The 24878-nt window shown below is 72.0% G+C and carries 25 protein-coding genes; 12 read left to right on the forward strand and 13 right to left on the reverse strand.

Features of this window, described 5'->3' with window-relative positions; all coding sequences use genetic code 11:
• The first annotated feature begins 49 nt into the window (after positions 1 to 49).
• Together BX286_RS16945 and BX286_RS16950 are read left to right on the forward strand one after the other, a co-directional pair.
• Positions 50 to 940 (forward strand): arylamine N-acetyltransferase, encoded by an 891-nt coding sequence (locus BX286_RS16945; RefSeq protein ID WP_121015353.1) that lies wholly within the window; start codon positions 50 to 52, stop codon positions 938 to 940.
• A 70-nt stretch (positions 941 to 1010) separates the two neighbouring features.
• Positions 1011 to 1223 (forward strand): hypothetical protein, encoded by a 213-nt coding sequence (locus BX286_RS16950; protein ID WP_079428052.1) that lies wholly within the window; start codon positions 1011 to 1013, stop codon positions 1221 to 1223.
• 10 nt (positions 1224 to 1233) lie between these two features.
• On the opposite strand, the gene BX286_RS16955 is transcribed toward BX286_RS16950, so the two are convergent.
• Positions 1234 to 2109 carry an NAD(P)-binding domain-containing protein gene (locus tag BX286_RS16955; RefSeq protein ID WP_100863433.1) on the reverse strand — a complete coding sequence of 292 codons (876 nt, stop codon included), beginning with the start codon at positions 2107 to 2109 and terminating at the stop codon, positions 1234 to 1236.
• A 117-nt stretch (positions 2110 to 2226) separates the two neighbouring features.
• On the opposite strand from BX286_RS16955, the gene BX286_RS16960 reads away from it, so the two are divergent.
• Complete coding sequence (locus BX286_RS16960) at positions 2227 to 2865, forward strand: TetR/AcrR family transcriptional regulator (RefSeq protein ID WP_079428056.1); 639 nt, start codon at positions 2227 to 2229, stop codon at positions 2863 to 2865.
• 94 nt (positions 2866 to 2959) lie between these two features.
• On the opposite strand, the gene BX286_RS16965 is transcribed toward BX286_RS16960, so the two are convergent.
• From BX286_RS16965 to BX286_RS16980, 4 genes are all read right to left on the reverse strand, one after another.
• Entirely contained in the window at positions 2960 to 3970 is a 1011-nt protein-coding gene (locus BX286_RS16965; RefSeq protein ID WP_079428064.1) for a hypothetical protein, read from the reverse strand.
• A 97-nt stretch (positions 3971 to 4067) separates the two neighbouring features.
• Entirely contained in the window at positions 4068 to 5054 is a 987-nt protein-coding gene (locus BX286_RS16970) for an ABC transporter substrate-binding protein (protein ID WP_100863431.1), read from the reverse strand.
• A 48-nt stretch (positions 5055 to 5102) separates the two neighbouring features.
• Positions 5103 to 5780: an ABC transporter permease gene (locus tag BX286_RS16975; protein WP_079428068.1), complete on the reverse strand. Its 678-nt coding sequence runs from the start codon at positions 5778 to 5780 to the stop codon at positions 5103 to 5105.
• Positions 5781 to 5783: 3 nt separating this feature from the next.
• A complete protein-coding gene (locus BX286_RS16980; RefSeq protein WP_121015356.1) occupies positions 5784 to 6476 on the reverse strand; it encodes an ABC transporter permease in 693 nt (230 codons plus the stop codon).
• A 162-nt stretch (positions 6477 to 6638) separates the two neighbouring features.
• Here BX286_RS16980 and BX286_RS16985 point away from each other — a divergent pair, with 162 nt between their 5' ends.
• Entirely contained in the window at positions 6639 to 7604 is a 966-nt protein-coding gene (locus BX286_RS16985) for an ABC transporter ATP-binding protein (RefSeq protein ID WP_100863430.1), read from the forward strand.
• A gap of 77 nt (positions 7605 to 7681) precedes the next feature.
• Here the strand turns inward: BX286_RS16985 and BX286_RS16990 are convergent, their stop codons facing one another.
• Positions 7682 to 8791 (reverse strand): esterase family protein, encoded by a 1110-nt coding sequence (locus BX286_RS16990; RefSeq protein ID WP_079428073.1) that lies wholly within the window; start codon positions 8789 to 8791, stop codon positions 7682 to 7684.
• A 152-nt stretch (positions 8792 to 8943) separates the two neighbouring features.
• Between BX286_RS16990 and BX286_RS16995 the strand changes: the two genes are divergently transcribed.
• The 6 genes from BX286_RS16995 to BX286_RS17020 all read left to right on the forward strand — a co-directional run bounded on the left by BX286_RS16995 (position 8944) and on the right by BX286_RS17020 (position 13893).
• The gene (locus BX286_RS16995) at positions 8944 to 10791 is read left to right on the forward strand and encodes a phosphatidylglycerol lysyltransferase domain-containing protein (protein WP_079428075.1); all 1848 of its coding nucleotides are present in this window, start codon (positions 8944 to 8946) and stop codon (positions 10789 to 10791) included.
• A gap of 76 nt (positions 10792 to 10867) precedes the next feature.
• The gene (gene folP, locus BX286_RS17000) at positions 10868 to 11740 is read left to right on the forward strand and encodes a dihydropteroate synthase (RefSeq protein ID WP_121015358.1); all 873 of its coding nucleotides are present in this window, start codon (positions 10868 to 10870) and stop codon (positions 11738 to 11740) included.
• A gap of 133 nt (positions 11741 to 11873) precedes the next feature.
• Positions 11874 to 12260 (forward strand): nuclear transport factor 2 family protein, encoded by a 387-nt coding sequence (locus tag BX286_RS17005; protein WP_237293330.1) that lies wholly within the window; start codon positions 11874 to 11876, stop codon positions 12258 to 12260.
• 131 nt (positions 12261 to 12391) lie between these two features.
• Entirely contained in the window at positions 12392 to 12751 is a 360-nt protein-coding gene (gene folB / locus BX286_RS17010; RefSeq protein ID WP_042809414.1) for a dihydroneopterin aldolase, read from the forward strand.
• Positions 12748 to 13356 carry a 2-amino-4-hydroxy-6-hydroxymethyldihydropteridine diphosphokinase gene (gene folK / locus BX286_RS17015; protein ID WP_079428081.1) on the forward strand — a complete coding sequence of 203 codons (609 nt, stop codon included), beginning with the start codon at positions 12748 to 12750 and terminating at the stop codon, positions 13354 to 13356. The genes folB and folK overlap by 4 nt, the downstream gene beginning before the upstream one ends.
• 51 nt (positions 13357 to 13407) lie before the next feature.
• Complete coding sequence (locus BX286_RS17020; protein ID WP_079428083.1) at positions 13408 to 13893, forward strand: DUF3180 domain-containing protein; 486 nt, start codon at positions 13408 to 13410, stop codon at positions 13891 to 13893.
• Between the two features lie 17 nt (positions 13894 to 13910).
• Here the strand turns inward: BX286_RS17020 and BX286_RS17025 are convergent, their stop codons facing one another.
• From BX286_RS17025 to dacB, 7 genes are all read right to left on the reverse strand, one after another.
• On the reverse strand, positions 13911 to 14786 hold the full coding sequence (locus BX286_RS17025; RefSeq protein ID WP_261993447.1) for a hypothetical protein: 876 nt from the start codon (positions 14784 to 14786) through the stop codon (positions 13911 to 13913).
• Between the two features lie 178 nt (positions 14787 to 14964).
• The gene (gene folE, locus BX286_RS17030; RefSeq protein WP_079428085.1) at positions 14965 to 15573 is read right to left on the reverse strand and encodes a GTP cyclohydrolase I FolE; all 609 of its coding nucleotides are present in this window, start codon (positions 15571 to 15573) and stop codon (positions 14965 to 14967) included.
• A gap of 93 nt (positions 15574 to 15666) precedes the next feature.
• Positions 15667 to 17700: an ATP-dependent zinc metalloprotease FtsH gene (ftsH, locus tag BX286_RS17035; RefSeq protein WP_079428087.1), complete on the reverse strand. Its 2034-nt coding sequence runs from the start codon at positions 17698 to 17700 to the stop codon at positions 15667 to 15669.
• A gap of 194 nt (positions 17701 to 17894) precedes the next feature.
• Positions 17895 to 18455, reverse strand: a complete 561-nt coding sequence (gene hpt, locus BX286_RS17040) for a hypoxanthine phosphoribosyltransferase (RefSeq protein WP_007264874.1) — start codon at positions 18453 to 18455, stop codon at positions 17895 to 17897.
• 66 nt (positions 18456 to 18521) lie between these two features.
• Positions 18522 to 19547, reverse strand: coding sequence for a tRNA lysidine(34) synthetase TilS (gene tilS / locus BX286_RS17045; RefSeq protein ID WP_079428089.1), 1026 nt, complete (start codon positions 19545 to 19547; stop codon positions 18522 to 18524).
• Between the two features lie 191 nt (positions 19548 to 19738).
• The gene (locus BX286_RS17050; RefSeq protein WP_079428091.1) at positions 19739 to 20884 is read right to left on the reverse strand and encodes a zinc-dependent metalloprotease; all 1146 of its coding nucleotides are present in this window, start codon (positions 20882 to 20884) and stop codon (positions 19739 to 19741) included.
• A 97-nt stretch (positions 20885 to 20981) separates the two neighbouring features.
• The gene (gene dacB / locus BX286_RS17055; protein WP_121015360.1) at positions 20982 to 22424 is read right to left on the reverse strand and encodes a D-alanyl-D-alanine carboxypeptidase/D-alanyl-D-alanine-endopeptidase; all 1443 of its coding nucleotides are present in this window, start codon (positions 22422 to 22424) and stop codon (positions 20982 to 20984) included.
• Positions 22425 to 22575: 151 nt separating this feature from the next.
• Here dacB and BX286_RS17060 point away from each other — a divergent pair, with 151 nt between their 5' ends.
• A complete protein-coding gene (locus tag BX286_RS17060; RefSeq protein WP_079431792.1) occupies positions 22576 to 23070 on the forward strand; it encodes an inorganic diphosphatase in 495 nt (164 codons plus the stop codon).
• A 156-nt stretch (positions 23071 to 23226) separates the two neighbouring features.
• Positions 23227 to 24867, forward strand: a complete 1641-nt coding sequence (locus BX286_RS17065; protein WP_185117293.1) for a threonine/serine exporter ThrE family protein — start codon at positions 23227 to 23229, stop codon at positions 24865 to 24867.
• Positions 24868 to 24878 lie beyond the last annotated feature (11 nt).

Raw genomic sequence — 24878 nt, forward strand, 5'->3', positions numbered from 1 at the left:
GCGGCCGATCGCCGCCGGGCCGGGGCACGGGCGCCCTACCGTCGCCCGTATGACCACAGTCACCCGAGACGACCTCACCGGCTACCTCCGCAGGATCGGCGTCGCCGATCCCGGCTCCCCCTCCGTGGAGGGGCTGTACGCCCTCGCGCGCGCCCACGTCGAGCGCGTGCCGTTCGAGAACCTCGACATCCAGCTGGGCCGGCCGCCGGGCATCGACCCGGCGTTGTCCGTGCGCCGGATCGCCGCCGGGCACGGCGGGTACTGCTTCCACCTCAACGGGGCCTTCGCCGCGCTGCTGGAGGGGCTCGGGTACGACGTGACCCGCCACCTCGGCGGCATGCACGCCGACCCGGAGGCCCGGGACGCGGGCGGCGACCACCTCGCCCTGACCGTACGGGTCGGGGGGCGGGAGCACTTCGTGGACGTCGGCATGGGCGACGGCCCGCTCGAGCCGCTGCCGCTGCGCGCGGGCGCGTACGAGCAGGGCTTCGCATACCGGCTGGAGCCGCTGGCCGTGACCTGGGACGAGGGCGCGAGCGAGGGCGACGGCTGGAGCCTGCGCCGGGACGGGGTGCCGACGCCGCGCATGAACTTCCGCTCGGCGCCCGCCTCCATGGCCGGTTTCGAGCCCGCGCACCGGTGGCTGTCCACCGCCGAGGAGTCTCCGTTCCGGCAGTCTTTCGTGATGCTCCGGCGCAGCGGGCGGGGCATCGACAGGCTGCACGGCCGGATGCTGATCCACACCGCGGTGGACGGTGCGCGCACCGTCCGGGAGCTCACCGGCGCCGACGAGTTCTACGGGGCCGTCGAGGAGGTCTTCGGCCGGGCCCTGGACGACGTCACCCCGGAGGACCGCGCCGCCCTGTGGGACCGGGTGACCCGGGCGCACGAGGCGTGGCGGGCGGGCCAGGCCGCGCCCGCGGCCGCGGCCGCCGGCTGAGGCGACGGGCCGGCGGCTGAGGCGACGGGCCGGCGGGGTGGATGCCGGTGGGGCAGGGCAGACTTGGGGCATGTCCGCTTCCCCCCGACGGGCCTGCCCCGCCTGCGGCCGCGACTGCGCGGTGACGGCCGGCCGGATCGCCCGCCACGACCCTCCGGCGGGGCGCCGGGCCGGCCTGGTCTCCTGCCCCGGCTCCCGGGCGCGCGTGGTGCTGGGCGCCTGCGCCCCGACCCTGGACGGCTTCGCCCTGGGCCCGCACCCGGGCCAGCTCCCGCTGTTCTGAGCGCCCGGGTCTAGGCCCCTGCCGCCACCGCCTTCGGCGCGCCCAGCAGGCCGAGCAGGCGGGCGGTGCCGTCGGCGCCGAAGCCCGCCTCGACCCCGCGCCGGTACAGCTCGGCGTGGGCGGCGAGGATCCCGGTGTCCACGCCGGAGGCGGCGGCCGTGTGCAGGACGTGCTCCAGGCTCGCCGCGCACATCGCGAGGCGGGCGTGGGTGCCGTCGTGGTCGTCCGCGTCGGCGAGCGGCGCGGAGCCCTCGTAGAAGCCGCGCATGCTGTCGGCCGTGTAGCCGGCGTAGGGGAGGATGTCGGCGGCCGTCAGGCCGTTGGCGCGGGCGACGGCCACGGCCTGGTACCAGCCCGTGTACGCGGTCCAGAACATGATCATGTTGAGCTGGTAGTACAGCTGCGCGTGGCCGGGGTCGGCGCCGCGGTAGTCGGTGGCGGCGAGGACGTCGAGAGCGGCGCGGTGCTCCGCGTAGACCTCCTCGGGGCCGCTGATGAAGATCGAGGCGCCCTCCTGGCCGATGCCGGCCGGCGGGACGTTGACCCCGCCGGTGAGGTAGGAGGCCCCGCGCTCCCGGGCCCACTCTGCGGCGGCCCGCGCCTTCTGCGGGACGTCGGAGGACAGGTTGGCCAGCACCCGGCCGTCGAGGTCGGCGTCGTCGAGCGCGGTGTACACGGCGTCCACGTCGATGAGGCTGACGATGCTCAGCGGGGCGGCCGCGACGGCCTCGGCGGCGGTGGCGGCCCGCCGTGCGCCACGGGCCAGCAGGGCGGAGTCCTTGCCGGGGCTGCGGTTCCAGGCGGTGACGGCGTAGCCGGCGTCGAGGTAGGCGGAGGCCATGGCCTGGCCCATGGGGCCGAGGCCGATGATCGAAACCTGGTTCATGACGGAGTTCTCCCCACGCAGTAGGACTAGAACGAACGCTCTATCCAGCGCTCGGGACGAACGTAGCACGGGACTAGAACGAGCGCTCTATCCAATTCCGGGGGTAGACTCCCCCGCATGGCAGCGACAGCGGCGGGCACGACGAAGCGGCAGCAGCACAAGCAGCAGGCGGAGGCGGGGACGCGCGACCGCCTGGTCCGCACCGCCTCCCGCCTGATGCAGCACGGCGGTTACGAGAGCACCCCCGTCAAGCAGCTCGTCCGCGAGGCGGAAGCCACGCTGGGCTCGCTCTACCACTTCTTCCCGGGCGGCAAGCAGGAGCTCGCGGTCGCCGCGATCGGCTACGGCGACGGGGAGTTCGCGCAGATGCTGCGCGCGGCGCTGGACTGCGACCCGGACGCGGCGCGGGCGCTCGAGGCGACGGCCGGGGTGCTGGCGGACGCCCTCGCGGCATCGGACTGGCGCGACGGCTGTCCGGTCACGGCCACCGCCCTGGAGTCGGTCGGGCGGCTGCCCGAACTCCAGGAGGCGTGCGCGGCTTCCTTCGGGCGCTGGCAGGAACTGGTGGCGGCGAAGCTGCGGGCCTCCGGCATCCCGGAAGAGGACTCCCGCGACCTGGCGGTCACGGTGATCGCCACCCTGGAGGGCGCGGAAATGACCTCCCAGGTCACCCGCTCCCGCACCCCCCTCCTCCTGGCGGGCCGCCACCTCGCCCGCCTGGTGGAGTCGTACACGAACGGCCCCGCCGGCGTCTGAGAGCGCCGGGGGTCCGGGGGCGGAGCCCCGGAGAGCGGGTGGGGGGCGGGGCGGGGAGACTGCTCCGCGCGGCGGTATCCCGCAGGGGGCCCGGCTAGGAGATGGCGGTCCTCAGCCGGACCACGTCGATCGGCTCGGTCTCGTCGTGGGCCGTCAGGTCGATCACCTGGCCGGCCGCCTCCTGCTGCTCCGGCGTCACCGGCTTGAACTCCGGTCCGGCCCCGGCGTCCGCGGACTCCGCCTTGTGCGCGGCCAGCGCCTCCGCGCCGACCACGTCCGCCAGGTCCTCGTTCTGCACGGACTCGATCGCGGCCCGCGCCTGCGCGGTGTTCTTCGTGCCGAAGAAGTCGAAGCCCCCCTCGACCCGCGAGGCCGTACGCCGCTGGGCCGCGTACGGGGCCACCGGCGCGGCCGGGCGCCGCGCCGGCACAGGGGCGGCGGCCGCGGGGGCCTCGGTACGGGCGTGCGCGGAACCGCCCGCCGGGGCCAGCGCCTTCGGGGCCGCGGCGGCGGCCTCGGCGGCCGCCCGGGCCTCGGACTTGCGCAGCAGCGCGGTCATCGCCGCGTTGGCGCGGGCGTAGCCCACCGCGGTCGGCGCCCCGCTGCCGGTCCGCTCCTGCGACACCGCCGGGAGCTCCTTCGGGGTCCCCGCGTTCTCCAGCGCCAGCAGCCGCCGCTTCTCCAGCGCGCTGGCCCGCTCGGTCTCGGCGGTGGCGTACCGGCGCAGCAGCGCCGCGTGCTCCCCGCGCAGGCCCGCGAGTTCGACCCGCTTGGCCCGCAGCTTCGCGTCCAGCTTGGCGCGCAGCACGCGCGCTTCCTCCAGGTCGGACTCGAGCTCGGCTATCCGCTCGTCCGTCTTCCACTCGTCCTTGACCCGCTCGCGGGCCAGCTCCGCGACCCGGCGGCCGGCCGCCCGGTCCCAGGAGCGCATCAGGACGGCGCCGCCGGCGCCCGCGGCCGCCGTGAGGGCCACGAGCAGGCGCAGCGCGAGGGGTTCCGCGAGGAGCCAGGCCGCGCCGGCGCTGGCGACGGAAACCCCGCCGACGGCCGTCGGCGTGAGAAGTCGGTGCAGGGGCTCGGGATTGCGGTGACGTCCACGGGGCATGGCCTGAAATTTACAGGGCGTGGGCCTCGTGTGGGGTACCCGCCCGGCAATCTCTGCCGGACGGTTACCGCACAATTCGCCATCGATCCCGTAACTGCTACTTCGTCAGGAGCCCCTTGGACTCCAGATAGGCCTTCGCGACGTCCGCCGGCTTCGCCCGCTCGGCGTCCACCTTGCGGTTCAGTTCGACGAGGTCGGCGGTGGTGAGCACCTTGGTGAGGTCGGCCAGGGCCATCGCGACCTCCGGGGAGCCGGCGCGCTTGACGTTGACCACCGGCAGGACGTTGTCGGCGTTCTGGAGCTTCTTGTCGTCCTCCAGCAGGACCAGACCGTAGCCGTCCAGCGTGGCGTCGGTGGTCGTGGTCAGCACGAGCTGGTCGGCCCCGTCCTTGACCGCCTGCTTGGCCTGCGGGGTGCCGACACCCTTGGGGTCGATACCGGAAACCTGGATTCCGTACGTCTTCTCCAACCCGGGTGCGCAGAAGGGGCGTACGGAGCATTCGTCCCCGGCGGCGATCTTCACCTTCAGCCCCGACTTGCCGAGATCGGAAAGCGTCTTGAGATTGTTCTTCTGGGCGAATTCCCTGCTCACGGCGAAGGCGTTCTGATCGACGGCCTCGCCGGCCTCCAGGGGCTTGATGCCGAGCGGGCCCGCGAGCTTGTCCAGCGCCGCCACGGTGGCCTTCGCGTCGCTGGAGGCCACCGGCTTGTCCTTGGGCGCGTCCTTGCCGTTGACCTTGGCGTTCAGGAACTCGGCGAGCGTGGCCGCGTACTCCGGGACCACGTCGATCTCCCCCTTCTCCAGGGAGGGTTCGTACAGCTCGCGGTTGCTGACCGTGGTGATGGAGGTGCTGAAGCCGGCCCGCCTGAGCAGCTGCCCGTAGAGCTCGGCCAGGACGTTTGACTCGGTGAACCCGGCCGCGCCGATCACCAGCTTCCCCTTGCCGCCCCCGGCGGCCGACGCGGGGGCGGAGGAACCGCCGTCCTTGCTCTTCTCCAGGCTGTCGCCCCCGCACGCGGTGAGCGAAACGGTCAGGGCCACCGCGCCCAGGGTCGCGCCGAGGATGCGCGTGGACTTGCTCATCATGCTCCTTGGAGATCAGGGGGAAGCTACGGAAGAAGGGGCGGGAGCTCAGCGCGGCGCCGGGCGGCCGCGCCGCAGCAGCAGCCGGTCCGCCGCCACCAGAAGGCCCTCCACCAGCAGGGCCAGCAGCGCGACCAGCAGGGCGCCCGCCACCACCTGCGGGGTGTCGTACGTGTTGAAGCCGGCGGTGATGATCCGGCCCAGGCCGCCCTGGCCGACCATCGCGGCGATCGTGGCGGTGGCGATGACCTGCACGGCGCCCGAGCGCAGCCCGGTCATCACCAGCCCCCGGGCCAGCGGCAGTTCCACCCGCCAGAACAGCTGCCGGCCGGACATGCCCATGCCCCGGGCCGCCTCGACCACCGAGCGGTCCACCTCGCGCATGCCCACGTACGCGTTGGTCAGCAGCGGCGGCACGGCGAACAGCACCAGGGCGACGACGGTCGGCAGGTAGCCGGCGCTGCGCAGCGGCGAGACCATGAACAGGGCCAGCACGGCGAACACGGGCACGGCCCGTCCCGCGTTGGAGAGGTTCACGGCGAGCGCCCCGCCCCGGCCGACGTGCCCGAGCCACAGTCCCACGGGCAGGGCCACGGCGCAGGCGACGCCCAGGGCGATCCCGCTGACCAGGAGGTGTTCGGCGAGCCGGTGCCAGACACCGTTCTCCCCCGACCAGTTGGCGCCGTCGCCCAGCCAGTCGAAGGTCCTGCCCAGGACTCCTCCCACGGCTCAGACCCCCTTCGCCCGGGCCGGGCGGCCGGCGCGGGTCCAGGGCGTGAGCAGCCGCTGGAGCCCGAGCAGCAGGAGGTCGGCGACCAGGGCGAGCAGGACGCACAGCACGGAGGCGGTGAGCACCTGCGCCTTGAAGGAGCTGTTCACGCCGGGGGCGATCAGGTTGCCCAGGCCGCCCTTGCCGACGATGGAGCCGACGGTGGTCAGCGCCACGGTGGAGACGGTCGCGATCCGCACCCCGGCGAGCAGCGCGGGCAGCGCCAGGGGGAGTTCGACCTGCCACAGCAGCCGGAGGGGGCCGTAGCCCATGCCGCGCGCGGCCTCCCGCACCTCCTCGGGGACGGCTTCCAGGCCGGCCAGGAGGTTGCGGACCAGGATGGTCAGCGAGTACAGGACCAGGCCGGTCACCACGAGCGCCGCCGAGAGCCCGAAGAAGGGCAGCAGCAGGGAGAACATGGCGAGGGAGGGGATCGTGTAGAGCAGGGTGGTCAGGCCGAGGACGGGGGCCGCCCAGCGGCGGCCGCGGCGGGCCAGCAGCGCCAGCGGGACGGCCACGGCGACACCGATGAGCACCGAAACCGCCGTGATCCAGACGTGTTCGAGGGTGGCGTCGGCGAGTTCCGGGGCGCGGGAGGTGACGTAGTCCCAGCAGATCCAGTCGTTCGCCACCACGCAGTTCCGTGCCGCCACACCGCTCACCCCCTTCCCTGCTCGCACACGCGTACCCGAAGACCCGGCCAGTGTGACCATAACCCCCAGCACCCGCTCTGGCCGGAATCATTCGCACACGTGCAACACTCCCCTCACAAAGCCTTCGCCCATGCGTGCGCACCGGTGGGGGAGGATGGCGGGGTGATCCGATTCGAGCATGTGACCAAGCGGTACCCCGACGGGACGACGGCCGTGGAGGACCTGTCGTTCGAGGTCGCGGAGGGCGAGCTGGTCACCCTGGTGGGCCCGTCGGGCTGCGGCAAGACGACCACGATGAAGATGGTCAACCGGCTCATCGAGCCCACCTCGGGCCGGATCCTGCTGAACGGCGAGGACATCTCCGCCGCCGACCCGGTCGAGCTGCGGCGCCGCATCGGGTACGTCATCCAGCAGGTCGGGCTCTTCCCGCACAAGACGGTGCTGGAGAACACGGCGACCGTGCCGCAGCTGACCGGCACCCCGAAGGCCAAGGCCCGCGCCCGGGCGGCCGAGCTCCTCGAACTCGTCGGACTGGATCCGGCCGTCTTCGGCGGCCGCTACCCCGAGCAGCTCTCGGGCGGGCAGCGCCAGCGCGTCGGGGTCGCCCGGGCCCTCGCGGCGGACCCGCCGGTGCTGCTGATGGACGAGCCGTTCGGCGCGGTGGACCCGGTGGTGCGCGAGCGGCTCCAGAACGAGTTCCTCGCCCTGCAGAACACCGTCCGCAAGACGATCCTGCTGGTCACCCACGACCTGGAGGAGGCCGTCCGGCTCGGCGACCGGATCGCGGTCTACGGGGAGGGCACCATCGAGCAGTTCGCCCGCCCGGCGGCCGTCCTCGGCGCGCCGGCGACCGACTACGTGGCCTCCTTCGTCGGCGCCGACCGGGGCCTCAAGCGGCTCGCGGTCACCCCCGTCGGGGAGGCCGACCTCACGGCGGCGCGGGACGGCGAGGCGCCGGCCGCGTCCGTGGCACTGGGGGCCTCGTTGCGGGAGGCCCTGGCGGCCCTGCTCCAGGAGGACGCGGGCCGCATCGGGGTCACGGACCCGCAGTCCGGGGCACTGGTCGGCGTACTGACCCCGGAAGGCGTCCACCGGGCGCTGCGCCGGGCCGAGCCGCCCGCCGCATGACGGCATGACGAAGGGCCCGACGGACGTCGGGCCCCGGTGGTGCGCGGGCGGGAACCGCCCGGTACTGCTTCCCGGCCTCAGGCCTGCATGCGGCTGCTCATCCACACCAGCATCGGCGGGATCTCGCGGCGCCAGGTGTTGAAGTTGTGGCCGCCGCTGTCGAGGATGATCGAGGAGACCCGGTCCGGACCCTTGACCAGCTTGATGAACTTCTTGGTGTCGTGCAGGTTGTCCTCGCCCTTCTCGCTCGTGGTCACGAGGAAGGAGGTGCCGGTGGGCTTCTTGTTCTCCACGCTCCACAGCACGTCCGCGGCCTTCTTCAGCTTCTCGTCGCCGCGGAAGAGGTCACCGGTCGTCGGGTCGTCCGCCGCCTTGTAGTACGCGGACAGGCCCGCGGCGGCGCCGAAGACCTGCGGGTGGTGCGCGGCGATCTTCAGGGCGCAGTAGCCGCCCGTGGAGTTGCCGATGAAGCCCATGTTCTGCGGCTTCTTGCCGACCCGGAAGGTACCCTGGATGGCCTGCGGCAGGTCCTGCGCGAAGAAGGTCTCCGTCTGCGGGCCGCCCGGTATGTCCACGCACTCGGTGTCACGCGGCGGCGCGATGGTCGGGCGCAGCATCACCAGGATCATCGGCTTCATCTTGCCCTGCTTGGCCTGCTTGAAGGCCGTCATGGGGTAGTTCAGCCCTTTGATCAGGTTTTCGGCCGTACCGGGGTAACCCGTCAGAACGATGGAGGCGGGAAAGTTCTTGTCCTTGTGCTGCGGCTGGAAGTACTCCGGCGGCAGCCAGACGTAGCCGGGACTCGTTATCTTCGACTTCTGCCCGGTGATGGCGACCTTCAGGATCTGACCACCGACCTGGGGCTGGCCGCCCCCGGGGACGTCCAGCTTCTGCTTGTCGAGGACCTTGATGTCCTTGCTGCTCATCGAGTGGTCGACGACCTTGCCGATGGCCGTCTGCTGGCCGAACAGGTCGGCCCAGGAACCGTAGAAGAGGAACGACTTGTTGGCGGCGAGACCGACGGCCGAGAACAGCGCCAGCTGGGTCGCGAGCAGGAGGCCGATCCGGCCGAGGACCGACCGCCAGGTGCGGCCCGAGAGCTTCGGCCAGAGCCAGACCGTCACCGCGAACAGCGCTACACCGGCGATGATGGCCAGGACCAGAACGGCATTACTGGTGAGACCCATGAGCAGTCAGTCGACTTTCTGATGGCAGGACTGGATTTTTCCGACGGAAGAGTGAACCCGCTCCTCCTCGATGTCGTCCTAGTGGACGCACCACACCCCGGAGGCTGTCGCGGCCTTCGGCCACATGATCTCTCGCGGAGCAACGGGAAGCGATGTCTAGCAGGATAGATGGCGATAAGTCGGGACAGGTTCCGAGTAAGGTCCGGCGAATCTTCCGCGGACCCAGGCCGGAGTCGGTGCCCGGCCTCGTAGGTACGGCCGTCATGATCGTCGGCCTTCTGGACATCGCGGCGGGCGTCTTCCCGCGATTCCGCCACAGCCGGTTCCACGCGGTCACCGAGGTGCTGCCCGGCTCCCTGGGCCCCTTCGCCGCGGCCCTCTCCATCAGCGCGGGCGTCCTGATCCTGCTGCTCGCGCACGGACTCAAGCGGAACAAGCGGCGCGCCTGGCGCGCCGCCGTCATCCTGCTGCCGGCCGGTGCCGTCGCGCAGTTCGCCTACCGCCACTCGTTCGTCAGCGTGGTCATCTCGGCGGTGCTGCTCGCACTCCTCGTACGCCACCAGGGTGAATTCAAGGCCCTGCCGGACCCGCGCAGCCGCTGGAAGGCACTCGCGAACTTCGTGCTGATGAGCGCCGGTTCCATCGGCCTGGGCCTGGTCATCGTCAACGTCCACCCGAACAAGGTCGTCGGCCACCCCAGCCTCTACGAGCAGATCACCCACGTGGTCTACGGCCTCTTCGGCTTCGAAGGCCCGGTCGACTACGCGGGACGGGTGAGCTGGACCGTCGGCTACTCCCTCGGCGCCCTCGGCATGCTGACCGCCGTCACCACGATCTACCTCGCCTTCCGCCCCGAGCACCCGGCCGCGCAGCTCACCGCGGACGACGAGGCCAAACTGCGCGAGCTCCTGGCCAAGCACGGCGGCCGCGACTCCCTCGGCCACTTCGCGCTGCGCCGCGACAAGGCCGTCGTCTTCTCCCCCAGCGGCAAGGCCGCCGTCACCTACCGCGTCGTCTCCGGCGTGATGCTCGCCTCCGGCGACCCCGTCGGCGACGTCGAGGCCTGGCCCGGCGCCATCGAGCGGTTCATGGAGGAGGCCAAGGCCCACTCCTGGACCCCGGCCGTCGTGGGCTGCAGCGAGACCGGCGGCGAGGTCTGGACCCGCGAGACGGGCCTGGACGCCCTGGAGCTCGGCGACGAAGCCATCGTCGACGTCAAAGACTTCTCCCTCGCCGGACGCCCCATGCGCAACGTCCGCCAGATGGTGAAGCGCATCGAGCGCAACGGCTACACCACCAAGGTCCGCCGGGTCAGCGAGCTCAACGAGTTCGAGCTGTCCCAGGTGCGCGGCGCCGCCGAGGCCTGGCGCGGCACGGACACCGAGCGCGGCTTCTCCATGGCCCTGGGCCGGATCGGCGACCCGGACGACGGCGACTGCATCATCGCCACCGCGCACCGCGTGGAGGAGGGCGACAGCAGCCCCTTCGGCGACCTCAAGGCCATCCAGCACTTCGTGCCGTGGGGCAAGGACGGCATGTCGCTGGAGATGATGCGCCGTGACCGCGGCGCCGACCCGGGCATGAACGAGCTGCTGATCGTCGCCGCCCTCCAGCAGGCCCCCGAACTGAAGATCGAGAAGGTCTCGCTGAACTTCGCGATGTTCCGCGCGGCCCTGGCCCGCGGCGAGAAGATCGGCGCCGGCCCGGTCCTGCGCGCCTGGCGCAGCCTGCTCGTCTTCCTCTCGCGCTGGTTCCAGATCGAGTCGCTGTACAAGTTCAACGAGAAGTTCCGCCCCCGCTGGGAGCCGCGTTTCATGGTCTACCGGCACCACCGCGACCTGCCGCGCATCGGCTTCGCCGTGATGCAGGCCGAGGGCTTCGTCACCCTGGCCATCCCCCGCCTCTTCGAGAGCCGCCGCCGCCCGAAGAAGCCCCGCCCCTGCGCCCATGCGCACGCCGAGATCCCCGCCCAGCCGGACCGCGAGGTCCAGGCGGCCTGACCGCCGGCAGCCCGAACGCCCCCGCGCCCACCAGGGCCCGGGGGCGTTCCGCCGTCCGGGATCTACCCTGGACCCCATGAACACGAACCGCGGACCCGCCCCCAGGGGCCTGGTGGCCGGGCTCCCCGACTGGGACCGCTGCGCGGTCATGGGCGTCGTCAACGTCACCCCCGACTCCTTCTCCGACGGCGGCCGCTGGTTCGACACCACCGCCGCCGTCAAGCGCGGCCTCGACCTCGTCGCCCAGGGCGCCGACCTCGTGGACGTCGGCGGCGAGTCCACCCGCCCCGGCGCCACCCGCGTCGACGCCGAAGAAGAACTCCGCCGGGTCGTCCCCGTCGTCCGCGGCCTCGCCTCCGAAGGCGTCGCCGTCTCCGTCGACACCATGCGCGCCACCGTCGCCGAACAGGCCGTCGCGGCCGGCGCCCGCCTCGTCAACGACGTCAGCGGCGGCCTCGCCGACCCCCGCATGATCCCCGCCGTCGCCGCCACCGACGTCCCCTTCGTCGTCATGCACTGGCGCGGGTTCAGCGACAACATGAACAGCCTCGCCGTCTACGACGACGTCCTCGGCGAGGTCACCGCCGAGCTCCGCGCCCGCATCGACGCCGTCGTCTCCGGCGGCATCGCCCCCGAGCGGATCGTCGTCGACCCGGGCCTGGGCTTCGCCAAGAACGCCGAACACGACCTGGCCCTCGTCGCCCGCCTCCCCGAGCTGCGCGCCCTCGGCTTCCCCCTCCTCGTCGCCGCCTCGCGCAAGCGCTTCCTCGGCCGCGTCCTGGCCGGCGCCGCCGACGCCGCCCCGCCGCCCGCCCGCGAACGGGACGCCGCCACGGCCGCCGTCTCGGCCATCGCCGCCCACCAGGGTGCGTGGGCCGTACGGGTGCACGAGGTACGGGCGACCGCCGACGCGGTTCGGGTGGCCCGCGCCGTGGAAGGGGCTCTGTGACCCGCCGGGCCGACCGGACCGCGCCGACCGAGCGGACGGAGCGGACCGGCGACCGGACGCACAGGGAAGGGGAACGGTGAGCCTTACCGACATCGAAGCCGTCGAAGAGGTCAACGCGGCCTTCTACGAGGCCATGGAGCGGGGGGACTTCGACGCACTGTCGGCGCTCTGGCTCGAGGACGAGATCTCCTGCGTCCACCCCGGCTGGCCCGTGCTCTCCGGCCGGGGCGAGGTGCTGCGCTCGTACGCGCTGATCATGTCGCACACCGAGTACATCCAGTTCTTCCTCACCGACACCAAGGTGACCCTCATAGGCGACACCGCCCTGGTCACCTGCACCGAGAACATCCTCAGCGGGGGCCCCGCCGAGGAGGCCGGGGAACTCGGTCCGCTCGTCGGCCAGCTGGTGGTCGCCACGAATGTGTTCCGACGCACACCCGAGGGCTGGCGCCTCTGGTCCCACCACGGTTCTCCGGTGCTCACGGACTCCGATGACGAGGAGGAAGAGGCCTCCGACTGACCCCAAGGGCGGGGGCGGACGTCTGTCGCAGGTAAATTCGAAGGTGGACGACGCCGACCGCACTCGGCGTAGGCCCAAGGGCCCGGGGAGTCCCGGGACCGGAAGCACCTACGAAAGCAGGAGTGATTCGCGTGGATCGTGTCGCGCTGCGCGGCCTCAAGGCTCGCGGGCACCACGGCGTCTTCCCCCGGGAACGCGAAGAAGGCCAGACCTTCATCGTCGACCTCGTGCTGCACCTGGACACCCGCCCGGCGGCCGCCGGGGACGACCTGGCCAAGACCGTGCACTACGGGGTCGTGGCCGAGGAGGTCGTCGACGTCGTCCAGGGCGAGCCCGTGGACCTGATCGAGACCCTGGCCGAGCGGATCGCCCAGCAGTGCCTCAAGCACGAAGCCGTGGCCCAGGTGGAGGTCGTCGTCCACAAGCCGGACGCGCCGATCACCGTGCCCTTCGACGACGTGACCATCACGATCACCCGGAGCCGCGTGTGAACAACGGACAGAACGCCCAGAGCGACCCCACGGTCCAGCCCGTCCCCGCGTCCGTCGTCGAGGCGGTCGACGCGGCCGACGTCACCCTCTCCAACCCCAAATGGGCCGTGATCGCGCTCGGCGCGAACCTGGGCAACCGGCTGGAGACCCTCCAGGGCGCCATCGACGCCCTCGGCGACACCCCCGGCCTGCGGGTCAAGGCCGTCTCCCCGGTCTACGAGACCGAGCCCTGGGGCGTCGAGCCGGGCTCGCAGCCCTCGTACCTCAACGCGGTCATCGCCCTGAAGACCACCCTCCCGCCGTCCTCGCTCCTGGAGCGGGCGCACGCCGTCGAGGAGGCCTTCGACCGGGTCCGCGAGGAGCGCTGGGGGCCGCGCACCATCGACGTGGACATCGTCGCCTACGCGGACGTGGTCTCCGACGACCCCGTCCTCACCCTCCCGCACCCGCGGGCGCACCTGCGGGCCTTCGTCCTGGCCCCCTGGAACGACATCGCCCCCGAGGCCCGGCTCCCCGGCCGCGGCCCCGTCGCCGGCCTGCTGGCCGCGATCGGCATGAGCGGGGTCACGCCGCGGAGCGACCTGGAACTCCGTCTCCCGGAATAGCCGTTAGCGTGTTCAGGTAGCCGACACCGCACGGAACAGGGGACGGGCAACGTGAAGCAACTGAGGCCGGCGGTCCTGGCGGGCATCTTCGTGATCGCCGGGGTGCTGTCCTGGGCGGGCGCCCGCCTGTGGAACGCCTACGGCACCCTGCCGGGCGTCCCGCTGGCCGCGCCGATCGTGCTGGCGGTCATCGCGGTGGTGCTGTTCGCCACGGCCCTGTCCCTGCGCGCCCGCCTGAAGGCCCAGCGCGAGCGCCGCCCGGGGGCCAAGGGCGTGGAGCCGCTGATGGCGGCCCGCGCGGTGGTCTTCGGCCAGGCCAGCGCCCTGGTGGCCGCCCTGGTCGCCGGCATGTACGGCGGCGTCGGCGTCTTCCTCCTGACGGACTCCCTGGACGTCCCGGCCCGCCGCGACCAGACCTGGTACGCGGGCGGCTCGGTCCTGGCGGGCGCCGCGGTCGTCGCGGCGGCCCTCTTTTTGGAACACGTCCTGAAACTCCCGGAAGACGAAGACCCCGGCAAGGCCCACGCGACGGCCTGATGCGCCTCGCCCCAGGGCTACCGCGGCCAGGGCGTCCGCACGAGGTGACCGTTCACGAGGAACGTCGGGTGGGGGTCGAGGCGGAAGCGGTAGACCACGGACGGCTTCCTGCTCGGCACCCGCTCCGTGACCGCGTCGACCCCCACCCATGTGGACTCTTCGAGGTCAACCGGATGCGCCTCCGGCCGGAACGTACCCCTCGTCGGCCAGCTGTCGGCGACCACGAGATGTGACGCCGCTCCGTTGGTGCACGGCGTGAAGCGCGCGCCGATGACCTCGGAGAGCTCCACGAGGAACGGCACGTTCGAGCTGACCAGCAACCTCGCCGGCCATCTCTTGATCCGGAACCCGTCCCCGTCCTCGTAGCCGTCCAGGAATCCGTCGAAGGTCTCGCGGTCCCGAAGCACCACCCGCGGAAACCTCTGCCTCATGTGGTGCGCGTCCCCGCCCACGTACTGCCGCATGAGATCGGCAAGGTACGAGGAGACCACACGGACCCGGAACCCCGGGACGTCCCTCCCGAGGTAGCCGGAGGGCCGGGTCACTGCTTCGAGCCGTGCGGGAAGGCCGGTGGCAGCGGTGAGCGAGTGTGCGTACTTCGCCGCGAACGCCCTGTCGTTCACCACCAGGGACACGTAGTTCTTGCCCACCGTGCCGTCGGAACACGTCGCCCCGATCAGGTAGCCGAGCTGGTATCCCGGCACGATGGAAAGCCGTTCCCGACAGAGCTTCCGTGCGTGCGCCCAGGCGACCACCGTGCCAGTGGCATCGCGCGCATGGGTCCAGCCGTCGGGAGTGCTCAGGAGCTGGTCCGGGCCCGCCGCGAAGGTGGCGTGGTCCGTGGTCACATCGACTACGGAGCGGGTCTTGGCCGCCTCCACGGCAGTGACCACCGTCTGGCTCGTGCGGCCGTCGCGCAGCGTCCACAACCGGTGGCCCGGCCGCACGTCGCACGCCCGCAATCGCCCTCCCACGGCATTGACGGTCTGCTTGCTCGGTAACCCCCAAAGCATCGGTCCCCCTCCATCGGTTCGCGGAGGGGGACCGTAGCGGGCAGCACTGACAATCCGGCTAGCGCGCCATGATCAGACTCATGGCCTCGCCCCGCGTCGCGGGGTCGCGGAGCTGACCGCGGACCGCGGAGGTGGTCGTCTTGGCACCGGGCTTGCGTATGCCCCGGACCGACATGCACATGTGCTCGGCCTCGATGACCACGATCGCGCCGCGCGCCTCCAAGATCTCCATCAGGGAGTCGGCGACCTGCGTGGTGAGACGCTCCTGCACCTGCGGGCGGCGCGCGAAGACGTCCACGAGACGGGCCAGCTTGGACAGCCCGGTGATCTTCCCGCTCTCGGCCGGGATGTAGCCGACATGGGCCACGCCGTGGAACGGCAACAGGTGATGTTCGCACAGAGATACGATTTCAATGTCCTTCACGAGGACCAGCTCGTCGTGTCCCAGGTCGAAGACCGTCGTGAGGACGTCCTCGGGCTTCTGCCGCAGGCCGGCCAGGATCTCCCTGTACGCCCGCGCCACGCGCGCCGGGGTCTCCATGAGGCCCTCGCGGTCCGGGTCCTCGCCGACCGCGATCAGGAGCTCGCGGACCGCCGCCTCGGCGCGCTTCTCGTCGAACTCGCCGATCGTGCCCTCGTCACCGGTCAGGGTCACTGGGTCGGTCATCTCATCCTCGTTCCTGTGTGCGCGGGCGGCGTACAAAAGTGCCGCGCCCCCCAGGCTAGAACCTGGGGGGCGCGGCATCCATTCCGGACCTGATCAGACCTCCGGGCGGTCCTCCGGGGAGGGCTCGGGGGACTTCTCCACCGACACGGCGGTCTGGGCCGAGGCCGAGGTGCCGTTGGCGGCGTTCGTCAGCTGGAGCTCCTTGGGAGAGAGCACCGGCGGACGGGTGGAGGGGGTGCGGCGGGCCGAGCCGGTCCACGCCGGGCGGGCCGGGCGCTTGACGATCGTGGAGAAGATCTCGGCGATCTCCTCCTTGCCCAGCGTCTCCTTCTCCAGGAGGGCGAGGACGAGGTTGTCCAGGACGTCCCGGTTCTCGACCAGGATCTCCCAGGCCTCGTTGTGCGCGGTCTCGATGAGCTTCTTGACCTCTTCGTCGACCAGCGCCGCGACCTCTTCCGAGTAGTCCCGCGGGTGCGACATCTCGCGGCCCAGGAACGGCTCGGTGTTGTCGCCGCCGAACTTGATCGCGCCGAGGCGCTCGGTCATGCCGTACTGGGTGACCATCGCGCGGGCCGTCGCCGTGGCCTTCTCGATGTCGTTCGCGGCGCCCGTGGTCGGGTCGTGGAAGACCAGTTCCTCGGCCGCGCGGCCGCCCAGCATGTACGCGAGCTGGTCGAGCATCTCGTTGCGGGTGGTCGAGTACTTGTCCTCGTCGGGCAGGACCATGGTGTAGCCCAGGGCCCGGCCGCGGGACAGGATCGTGATCTTGTGCACCGGGTCGGAGTTCGGGGAGGCCGCCGCGACCAGGGCGTGTCCGCCCTCGTGGTACGCGGTGATCTTCTTCTCCTTGTCGGACATGATCCGGGTCCGCTTCTGCGGGCCCGCCACGACGCGGTCGATCGCCTCGTCCAGCATGTGGTTGTCGATCAGCTTCCGGTCCGAGCGGGCCGTCAGGAGCGCGGCCTCGTTCAGGACGTTGGACAGATCGGCACCCGTGAAGCCGGGGGTGCGGCGGGCGACGGCCGAGAGGTCGACGTCCGGTGCGACCGGCTTGCCCTTCTGGTGGACCTTGAGGATCTCCAGACGGCCCTGCATGTCCGGGCGGTCGACCGCGATCTGCCGGTCGAAGCGGCCCGGGCGCAGCAGCGCCGGGTCGAGGATGTCGGGGCGGTTCGTGGCGGCGATCAGGATGACGCCGCCCTTCACGTCGAAGCCGTCCATCTCGACGAGCAGCTGGTTGAGGGTCTGCTCGCGCTCGTCGTGGCCGCCGCCGAGGCCCGCGCCGCGGTGCCGGCCGACGGCGTCGATCTCGTCGACGAAGACGATGGCCGGGGCGTTCGCCTTGGCCTGCTCGAACAGGTCGCGCACGCGCGAGGCGCCGACGCCGACGAACATCTCGACGAAGTCGGAACCGGAGATCGAGTAGAACGGCACGCCGGCCTCGCCCGCGACGGCACGCGCGAGCAGGGTCTTGCCGGTTCCGGGCGGGCCGTAGAGCAGCACGCCCTTGGGGATCTTGGCGCCGACGGCCTGGAACTTCGCCGGCTCCTGCAGGAACTCCTTGATCTCGTGGAGTTCCTCGACGGCCTCGTCCGCGCCCGCGACGTCGGCGAACGTCGTCTTCGGGGTGTCCTTGGTGATGAGCTTCGCCTTGGACTTGCCGAAGTTCATGACCCGGGAGCCGCCGCCCTGCATCTGGTTCATCAGGAACAGGAAGACGACGACGATGAGGACGAAGGGCAGGAGCGAGAGCAGCACGCTCAGGAACGGGCTGGTCTTGTCCGGCGTGACGGAGTAGCCGTCCGGGATCTGACCGGCTTCGTACTTGGTCTGGAGGTTCTGGGCGAGCTGGACGCCCTGGTCCCCGATGTAGTTGGCCTGGAACTTGGTGCCGCTGTTGTTGTCGAGCTTCTGGCCCTTCTTCAGCTCGATCTTGATCATCTGGCTGTCGCCGGTGGTCAGCTTGGCGCTGTCGACCTGGCCACTGTTGATCGCCTTGATGACCTCGCTGGTCTCCACCGACTTGTAGCCGCCGCCGGAGCCGACGACGTTCATCAACACGACCACGGCGAGGACGGCCAGCACGATCCACATGACCGGCCCACGGAAGTATCGCTTCACGTCCATCCATACGGGGTGCCGGGCACCCCGTCCCTCCTGCCCGTAGGTAAATGCTGCTGTGAGTAAAGACTGTTCTTCGGAATGTACCCCTGTATTGTCACCCGCCGCCCCGTGGGACGGCCGACAGGTCCGCCTTCTCCTCCAACGGCGGGAATCGCCCCCGGGTTCCCCCCGGGGGCGATTGCGGTGACGAAGGGGGTTCAGCCGCCGTAGACGTGCGGGGCGAGCGTCCCGACGAACGGCAGGTTGCGGTACTTCTCCGCGTAGTCGAGGCCGTAGCCGACGACGAACTCGTTGGGGATGTCGAAGCCGACCCACTCGACGTCGATAGCGACCTTGGCGGCCTCGGGCTTGCGCAGCAGCGTGACGACCTTGAGGGAGGCCGGCTGGCGGGAGCCCAGGTTCGACAGCAGCCAGGACAGGGTCAGGCCGGAGTCGATGATGTCCTCGACGATCAGGACGTGCTTGTCCTTGATGTCGGTGTCCAGGTCCTTGAGGATCCGCACCACGCCCGAGGACTGGGTTCCGGCGCCGTACGAGGACACCGCCATCCAGTCCATGGTGAGCGGGGTGGACAAGGCGCGCGCCAGGTCCGCCATCACCATCACGGCGCCCTTGAGCACACCGACGATGAGCAGGTCCTTGCCCGCGTACTCCGCGTCGATCTTCGCGGCCAGCTCGGCCAGCTTCGCGTCGATCTCTTCCTTGGTGATGAGCACCGACTGGAGGTCGTTGCCCATGTCCTTCTCGTCCACCCGCATCACTTTCGTTGTCGGCCGGGGCTCCGGAGGTCGTCCCCGGAGGACTCAGCCGTGTCTCAGCACCAATCAGCCCTGCCGGATGACAAGTCTGCCACCCTGCCGCTGGGCCTCGACGCGGCCGGGCAGGTTGATGGCCCCCTGACCGCGCCATCCGGTGATGAGCCGGTCGACTTCCTCGATGTGGCGGGCGAAGAGGGAGCCGGCCGGGGAGCCCGCCGCGACCACGGCGCGGCGCAGCACGCGGCGGCGCACGGCGGGCGGCAGGGCGTACAGCTTGGCGCACTCCAGGCGGCCGTCGGCGTCGGTCACGCCGGCCTCGGCGTCGGCCGCCCAGGCGTCGAGGGCGTCGGCGTCGTCGCGGGAGAGCTGGGCGGTGCGGGCGAGCGCTTCCACGACCCCTTTGCCGAGCGCCTTCTCCAGGGCGGGCAGTCCCTCGTGGCGCAGCCGGGAGCGGGTGTAGGCGGGGTCGATGTTGTGCGGGTCGTCCCAGACGGGGAGGGACTGGACCATGCAGGCCTTGCGGGCGGTCTGCCGGTCGATGTGGAGGAAGGGGCGGCGGTAGCGCCTGGTGCGGCCGGGGCCTCCGGAGACTTCGGCCATGCCGGACAGGGAGCGGATGCCGGAGCCGCGGGCGAGGCCCAGCAGGACGGTTTCCGCCTGGTCGTCGCGGGTGTGGCCGAGCAGCACGGCGGCGGCGCCGAGCCGGTCGGCGGCCTCGTCGAGGGCGGCGTAGCGGGCGTCGCGGGCGGCGGCCTCGGGTCCGCCGTCGCGGCCGACGCGCACGGCGACGGACTCCACCGGGTCGAGGCGGAGCGCGGTCATGCGGCTGACGACCTCCGCGGCGCGCAGGTCGGAGCCGGGCTGGAGGCCGTGGTCGATGGTGATTCCGCCGGCCCGGATGCCGAGCTTGGGGGCTTCGAAGGCGAGGGCGGAGGCGAGCGCCATGGAGTCGGCGCCGCCGGAGCAGGCGACGAGGACGAGCGGCGGGGTCGCGGCCGCACGGCCCGTGGGGTCGGTCAGGTCGGTGAGGACGTCGTGGAGTACGCGGCGGACCGCCAGGCGTATCGCCGCGACCGCAGGATGGGGACCCATGTCCGGTGCCCTTCGTGGAGTTCGGATGCTCGGAGGCTTCGGGGTGTAGCTCGCGCGGAGTGGTCACTCAGAGTGCGTCGATGGTGACAGAAGCGAGCCGTTCCCCGAGCATCGCACGCCCTGCAACGGCTCACGGTCCCTCGGAAGGGTGATGCTGCTTCCCCCAGTGGGACATGTTTACGCCTCCCGAGTCACCCCTCTTCGCGCCCCGCGCTCCCCTTGCGGTGCACGCGCGCCACCCAGTCCGAGGGCTTGGCGATCTCCGACTTGGTCGGCAGCGTGTTGGGGGAGGTCCACACGCGGTTGAAGCCGTCCATCCCGACCTCGCCGACGACGGCGCGCACGAACCGCTCGCCGTCGCGGTACTGGCGGAGCTTGGCGTCGAGGCCGAGGAGCTTGCGCAGGGCGGCGTCCAGGCGGCCGGCGCCGGTGGCGCGGCGCTGCTGGAACTTCTCGCGGATCTCGGCGACGGAGGGGACCACGTCGGGGCCGACGCCGTCCATGACGAAGTCGGCGTGGCCTTCCAGCAGGGACATGACGGCGGTGAGCCGGCCGAGCACCTCGCGCTGCAGGGGGCTCTGGACGAGTTCGACGAAGGAGTGGGCCTCGTCGCCGCGCTCGCCGTCGGGGCGGGCTCCCGCGAAGGACTGGACGGCTTCGCGCAGCCGTTCCAGGAGGGCTCCGGGGTCCATCTCGGTGGCGCCGAGGAAGGCCTGGATCTCTGCCTCCAGGTGGGCGCGCAGCCACGGGACGGCGGTGAACTGGGTGCGGTGCGTCTCCTCGTGCAGGCAGACCCAGAGCCGGAAGTCGTGCGGGCTGACCTCCAGCTCGCGCTCCACGTGGACGATGTTGGGGGCGACGAGCAGCAGCCGGCCGCCGGTGGCGGGGTCGCCGGGCAGGTCGGTGGCGGCCGGCGCGAAGGTCTCGTACTGGCCGAGGACGCGGGAGGCCAGGAAGCTGAGCAGCATGCCGAGCTCGACGCCGGTGACCTTGCCGCCGACGGCTCCGAGGACGGCGCCTCCCGGGGCGGTGCCGCGGCGGTCCTGCATCTTGGCCAGGAGCGGGCCGAGCAGTTCGCGGAAGCCCGCGACGTTGGCCCGGACCCAGCCGGCCCGGTCGACGACGAGGACGGGGGTGTCGGGCCGGGGGGCGCCCTCGGGCATCATCCGGGTGAACGCGCGCACGTGCTCCTCGGAGGTCCTCGCGTGCCGGCGGAGTTCCGCCACCACGGCCCGGGCCTCGTCGCGGCTGACCTCCGGACCCGGCCGTACGAGCCGGGTCGCGGTCGCCACCGCGAGGTTCCAGTCGACCATCTCCGCACCACCGATGCTCGTCATGCGTCAACGGTACGTGGACCGGCGCCCCGGCGGATCCCCCCGGCGCCCGTCGTCGGGTGTCGTGGGGCGGGCGGGGCTGCGGTGGCGGGCCCTGGGGTCAGGGGGTGGAGGCGACGGCGGCGGCCAGCTTGTCGAGGCCCTTTTCGGCGGCGGAGCCGTCGGTGGCGTTCGCGGTGAGGAAGGCGAAGGCCAGGAGGCGGCCGGACGGGGCGACGACGGTGCCGGCGAGGGAGTTCACGCCGGTCAGGGTGCCGGTCTTGGCCCGGAGCAGGCCCGCGGCCGGGGAGGTGCCGGCGTTGCGGGTGCGCAGGGTGCCGGTGAAGCCGGCGACGGGCAGTCCGGTGAGGACGGGCCGCAGCTCCGGGTGCTGGGGGTCGGCGGCCTTGGCGAGGAGGCCCGCCAGGAGGCGGGCGCTGACCTTGTCGGCCCGGTTGAGGCCGCTGCCGTCGGCGAAGCGGGTGCCGGTGAGATCGACGCCGAGGGAGCCGAGCCGCTGGGAGACGGCCTGCTCGGCGCCCTCGAAGCTGGCGGGCTTGCCGGTGGCGAGGGCGGTCTGGCGGGCGAGGGCCTCGGCGATGTCGTTGTCGCTGTTGGTCAGCATCCGTTCGACGAGCCCGGCGAGGGGGGTGGAGAGGGTGGTGGCCAGTGGGCGGGCGTCGGCGGCGGGCTTGGCGGGGGCCGCTTCGCCGGTCACCTTGATGCCCCGGTCGCGCAGCAGGGCGGCGAAGGCGCGGGCGGTGTCCTTGGAGGGGTCCTCGCTGCGTTCGACGGGTCCGGCGGTGGAGTCGTCGGGGCGGCCCTCGTCGGCGGTGAGGGCGGTGACGGGCGCGAGGTTGTCGTTGCGGCCGATGGGGTGGCGGACGGGGCCCGAGTAGAGGGTGTCGTCGTAGCCGAGGGTGACGGTGTCGGTGCCGGCGGCCTTGAGCGCCCGGGCGGTGTCGGCGGCGAGGGCGACGAGGCTGCCGCCGGAGCCGGCCGGGCTCTTCTTCTTGGCCGTGAGGGACGGGTCGCCGCCGCCGACGAGGACGATCTGGCCGGCGCCGGGGCCGGGGACCACGGTGGTGCGGATGCGGTGTTCGGGTCCGAGGGCGGCCAGCGCGGCGCCGGCGGTGGCGATCTTGACGGTGGAGGCGGGGGTCATGGGTTCGGCCGCCCCGGATTCGTACAGCACGGCGCCCGTGGCGGCGTCGACCACGGCGGCGCCGCGCACGGTCCCGAGCGCGGGGTCGGCCAGGAGCGGCCCGAGGGCGCCGGCGAGGGCGGAGGAGGACGCGTCGGCGGTGCGCGGGGCGATGCCCTGGAGCACGCCGGGGGCGCTCGGTGCGGCCTGCGGGAGGGGTCCGGCCGCGTGATCTGCGCCACCCGTCGCGCTCCAGGAGGCGGCCCTGTCCCGCTCGGCCTTACGCTGGCCGGAGTCCCAAGGACCGGCGGCGGCCACGGCCACCGCCGACAGGGCGAGGCCGGCGACGGCCGACCCCGCGATGAGCTGCCACGTCTTGACCAATGGCACCTCGGACCAGCCCCTTTCGCGATCACACATATGCGTGAGGGACACTTAACCACTGCGTCTTGCCGCGAGCATGGCACCCCACCCCAGGGATGGGCCGGACGCGCACGCAGTTGAATCAAATGCCGTCTCGAAGCAGTCAAGCTTCGGCACCGGGCCGGAGCTGATCATGGAGGAGCAGGACGTGGAGTTCGACGTCACCATCGAGATCCCCAAGGGTTCGCGGAACAAGTACGAGGTGGACCACGAGACCGGCCGGATCCGTCTGGACCGTCGCCTCTTCACCTCGACCAGCTACCCGACGGACTACGGCTTCGTCGAGAACACCCTCGGCGAGGACGGCGACCCGCTGGACGCGCTGGTCATCCTGGACGAGCCCACCTTCCCGGGCTGCCTGATCAAGTGCCGCGCGATCGGCATGTTCCGCATGACGGACGAGGCGGGCGGCGACGACAAGCTGCTGTGCGTGCCGGCCTCCGACCCGCGCGTCGAGCACCTGCGCGACATCCACCACATCTCGGAGTTCGACCGCCTGGAGATCCAGCACTTCTTCGAGGTCTACAAGGACCTGGAGCCGGGCAAGTCGGTCGAGGGCGCCAACTGGGTGGGCCGCGCCGAGGCCGAGGCCGAGATCGAGGCCTCGTACAAGCGCCTCGAGGCCCAGGGCGGCCACCACTGAGCTCCGCTCGGTGAACGCTGGAGCCTGACAGCGGGCGGCATCCTCCACGGGTGCCGTCCGCTTCCGCGTTTCCGGGTCCTCGCGGCGGCCTGTCTCGCCACGGAGGAAACGATTCCGCATACTGATACCGCCAGGTGATCAAGGGTGGGAGGATGCGTGGCGGAGGCCGAAGGGCCCGGTCCCGAAGACCGGAAGCCGAAGTCCGACGAGGCGCACAGCGCCTTCACCCCGCCGCCCGGGATGGAACCGGAGCTCCCCGACGAGGACCAGGCCACGTCGGAGTTCGCCCTCCCCGAGGGCCTGGCGCCGCCGTCCGCCGGGCCGGAGGGCTCCGGCTTCGGCGCTCCGGCCACCTACAGCGCCCAGCACGCCCCGCCCGCGCACACCCCGGCCCCCCTGCCGTCCTTCCCCGCCTCCTCGCCCTGGCAGGACCGCATGCGCACGATGCTGCGCATGCCGGTGGACGTCCGCCCGGTCCCGGAGGCGGCGCAGCGGCAGAGCGAGTCCGGCCCCGCCGTGGGCCGCGTCCTCGACCTCACCCTGCGCATCGGGGAGCTGCTCCTGGCCGGCGGCGAGGGCGCCGAGGACGTGGAGGCCGCGATGTTCGCCGTGGCCCGCTCCTACGGCCTCGACCGCGCCGAGCCGACCGTCACGTTCACCATGCTGTCGATCACCCACCAGCCCTCCCTGGTCGGCAACCCGGTCTCCGCGAGCCGCACCGTGCGGCGCCGCGGCACCGACTACACCCGGCTCTCCGCCGTCTTCCGGCTGGTCGACGACATCAGCGCGCCCGACGTGGAGATCTCCCTGGAGGAGGCCTACCGCCGCCTGGCCGTGATCCGCCGCAACCGCCACCCCTACCCCACCTGGGTGCTCACCGCCGCCGCCGGGCTGCTCGCGGGGGCCGCGTCCATCCTGGTCGGCGGCGGGGTGACGGTGTTCTTCTGCGCCGCCCTCGGTGCCGTCCTCGGCGACCGGCTGGCCTGGTACTTCGCCGATCGCGGGCTGCCGGAGTTCTACCAGTTCGTGGTGGCGGCGATGCCGCCGGCCGCGATCGGGGTGGCCCTGAAGCTCGCCGAGATCGACGTGCGCGCCTCCGCCGTGATCACCGGCGGGCTGTTCGCCCTGCTGCCCGGACGGGCCCTGGTGGCGGCCGTGCAGGACGGCCTGACCGGCTTCTACATCACCGCGTCCGCCCGGCTGCTGGAAGTGATGTACCTCTTCATCGGGATCATCATCGGCGTCCTCGTGGTGATCTACGTGGGCCTCCAGTTCGGCGCCTCCCCGAACCCGGACGAGGTGCTCCAGATCCCCCACCGGCCGCTGCTGCAGACCCTCGCCTCGATGGTGCTGGTGTTCACGTTCGCGATCCTGCTCCAGCAGGAACGTTCCACGGTGTGGATCGTGACCCTGAACGGCGGGGTCGCCTGGGTCACCTTCGGCGCGCTGCGGGCCGCCGACCTGCCGCCGGTCCCGTCCACGGCGATCGCCGCCGGGCTGGTCGGCCTGTTCGGGCAGCTCTTCTCCCGGTACCGCTACGCGTCCGCGCTCCCGTACGTGACGGCCGCCATCGGCCCGCTGCTGCCGGGCTCGGCGACGTACTTCGGGCTGCTGTCGATCGCCGAGAACCGGCTGGACAAGGGGCTGGGCTCGCTCACCAACGCCGCCGCGATCGCACTCGCGATCGCGATCGGGGTGAACCTGGGCTCCGAGGGCTCGCGGCTGTTCATGCGGATCCCGGGGGCGCGCAGCGCCGCCAAGCGCCGGGCGGCGGCCAAGCGGACCCGCGGCTTCTGAGGCTCCCCCTG

It is taken from the genome of Streptomyces sp. 3211.6 (assembly GCF_003634815.1).
GTDB classification, from domain to species: domain Bacteria; phylum Actinomycetota; class Actinomycetes; order Streptomycetales; family Streptomycetaceae; genus Streptomyces; species Streptomyces katrae_A.